Here is a 2,733-nt window from a genome sequence, read left to right as displayed (position 1 = left end):
CTGACTTAAACCTTGCACCTTCCACCACTGGCCATTATCCTTTATGGCCTCCAGCTCGAATATATAAGTTGAATTAATCTTTCCATAATACGGCTTCCGCGTCAGGGCAGGACTTTTTACAATGCCTACTATACCGGTCTTTAATTTTTCTTCTCCTAAAAAGTGGCTTATGTGATTCTTTGGAAAAATAGTGGAATTTTGGTACAAAAGAACTGCAAAAAAGATAATAGACAAAAATAATAAAATATTAGAGATTTTCTGCCTCTTAGAAAATATAAAAGAGGACAAAATGAAGATTAAAGTAATTATAAATATATGAGGAAATTTAATTGAATCAGGAAAGAATCTAGCTAAAACTATACCTAATATGAAGAAAACAGAAATTACAGCAAGAGGTCTTTTATCCATTAGATATATTTTGACATCCAACGGATAATTTGTCTACGGGAAAATGTTTCCACAAACCTTATATTATACATTGGTCCATATAGTTTCTTGCGTACTTTCATCTACCTCTTTCATCACATCTAACTGTATGCCATTTAAGCCATAAAGAATAACTTCGTTTAATAAAGCACTGGCCTCGCGGGGTTCTAATGTAAGTATTTGGTATGGTTCTAATTTAAGGCGTGTTACATCTTCTGGGCCTACATTTACTACTTGTACATGAACACGATCCTCATAATCCTGGAGATATTTAAGCTCTTCGTACTCTTCTACATCCCTGGCCACCACTGCTATTTGCTTATTTGCAAGTATACCTGTCGTCGGCAACCACTGACTTCCTAATTCTTTATTGTTATCTATTATATTCTTTCCGGAGAGAACTTGAATATCCTCCATTTTAACAGGACGAGAGGCGTCTTCATTTGGTAACAGAAATCTTACAGTTATCTCAACATTTTCACCTACATTTTCTGCTGTAATATCGCCATCTCCTGCATCAATTAAATCCAAGACAAGAGGGCCGCGATACCACGGTTCACCTTGCCTTTTAGGTTCAAACATCGTTTCTGGATTAACCTGTCCTTTATATCTCATATTAAAAACAGTATGGCCATTTTCCTCGCTTACTGTCACATAAAGATCCTCTCCTTTAGTCTTACATCGAAAGATATTCAACATTATATTATCCAGAAGAAACATCTTTAGCCATAATCTAGTACCAGGCACAACAGTAAGATGGAACCGTTGAGGAAGTTCAGAAAGAATAGAATATTCATCATCAAGGCGAGATGTAATATCTATAATTTCTTTATCTTCAACTTTTTCTCTGTTTAAAAGATGTAACAAAATCTGGGCTTCATCAACTACTCTTTTCATTCTCTCCATTCTCCTTTTATCTACGTCTGCGAGTTCGATCCCTTGTAATTCTTGATCTAAGCGCTGCTTTAGATTTCTAAATGCCCTTACCAAATCAGAAACTGCCCCCTGCCATCCATCTACCCTTTCCACTATCAAAATATCATCTTCAAATCCTGTCAACCCTTCTAATGAAGCTGTATATAGATGTATCATATCATATATATCGTGTGGAACTTCCTGATCATCATATAAGCTTAAAAGTTGTTCTCTTTTCTGCTCAGGAATTTCAGTAGTCTCCAACAATTGAAATGTAACTCGCATAAATCCGATCGTTCCACCCAGTTTATGTATTGAATACCCAATCTGTCTCAAAAGTCTCTGATATTCTCTTCTTCCTTCCAGTGTAATATCTTCTTTTTCTCTTAAAAGATTTTCTTTTGAACGCAATAAAATCTGCTCATGTCTTTCTGAAGTATACTCAATCATAACCGCCTGTCTCTCCAGCAGATATCTAAACGCAACATCTTCCTTTGTCTCAACTCTATCTAATACTAATAAAGATAGCAATAGGTTCTCTATATCTTCCTGTGTTACTCCCCTCTCAAATACAATAGCTTTAAAATGTTCAGGGCCACCCGTACATGTAGCTTGAAAATAATAATTAAGCATATCTTCGATCTTGTACCTTATAAATTTAGCATCAGTCTCATGATAAGGATCGTAAGAAATGCTCTCTCGTGTCCTTGTAATCTCAGCAATCCTCGAGCTATAGGTATATATCTCTCTCGCAATAGGCTCTGCAAGTTCATCTGCTTCAGCTATTCTTCTTTCTCTCAGTATATGAAACACCCTTTCCACTAGAGTATCCGGCACTCGCCTCTTCTCTTCTGTAATCTCTTGCCAGCCTATAGGCAGTGTCACTCTAAAACATGCGCCTTGTTCCTCATTACGCGCTGTAATATCTCCATCAAACATACCTATAAGCTCCTTCGCCCAGAATAAGCCATGGCCTGTACCATGCGGTTTTGTCGTAAATGTCCTATCAAATATCTTCGGTAATATATCTTCAGGTATTCCGCCTGCTTCATCTATTACTGATACCTCAAGTATCTTCTCTTCTCTGTTAATCTTAAAATATATCTTTCCTCTAAAATCTCTCCCATATTGTAACTGGTATTGCTCAAGTGCATTCTCCAATAAGTATGAAACTATAAATGTAAGTCCATGTGGTAATTCTAAATCTTCCAACTCTCCTTCATCAAAATCTGTCTCTATATCTATGTGTTCCCCGAAATCCCTCAAAAATACCCCTACTGTATTATCTATAAACTCCTCAAGACCAACAGCCCTCTCTATATTGCCTACTGTCGCTGATAACCTCAATAACCTCAGCATATAATTAGAAGCTACACTCATAGTCAAACTTAG

The 2,733-nt window shown here is 36.6% G+C and carries 2 protein-coding genes; both read right to left on the bottom strand.

Going from position 1 to position 2,733, the window contains the following annotated elements; genetic code table 11:
- Nucleotides 1-408: hypothetical protein (locus tag KKC91_09150; protein MBU0478718.1), on the bottom strand; the 408-nt coding region annotated here is incomplete at its 3' end.
- A 63-nt stretch (nucleotides 409-471) separates the two neighbouring features.
- A partial coding sequence (locus tag KKC91_09145; protein ID MBU0478717.1) for an ATP-binding protein occupies nucleotides 472-2,733 on the bottom strand: 2,262 nt, incomplete at its 5' end.

The sequence above is a fragment of the bacterium genome, assembly GCA_018812485.1.
Classification (GTDB): Bacteria; JAHJDO01; JAHJDO01; order JAHJDO01; family JAHJDO01; genus JAHJDO01.
The sequence above is the reverse complement of the archived record's forward strand: the minus strand, read 5'-3'. Positions and strand labels throughout refer to the sequence as shown.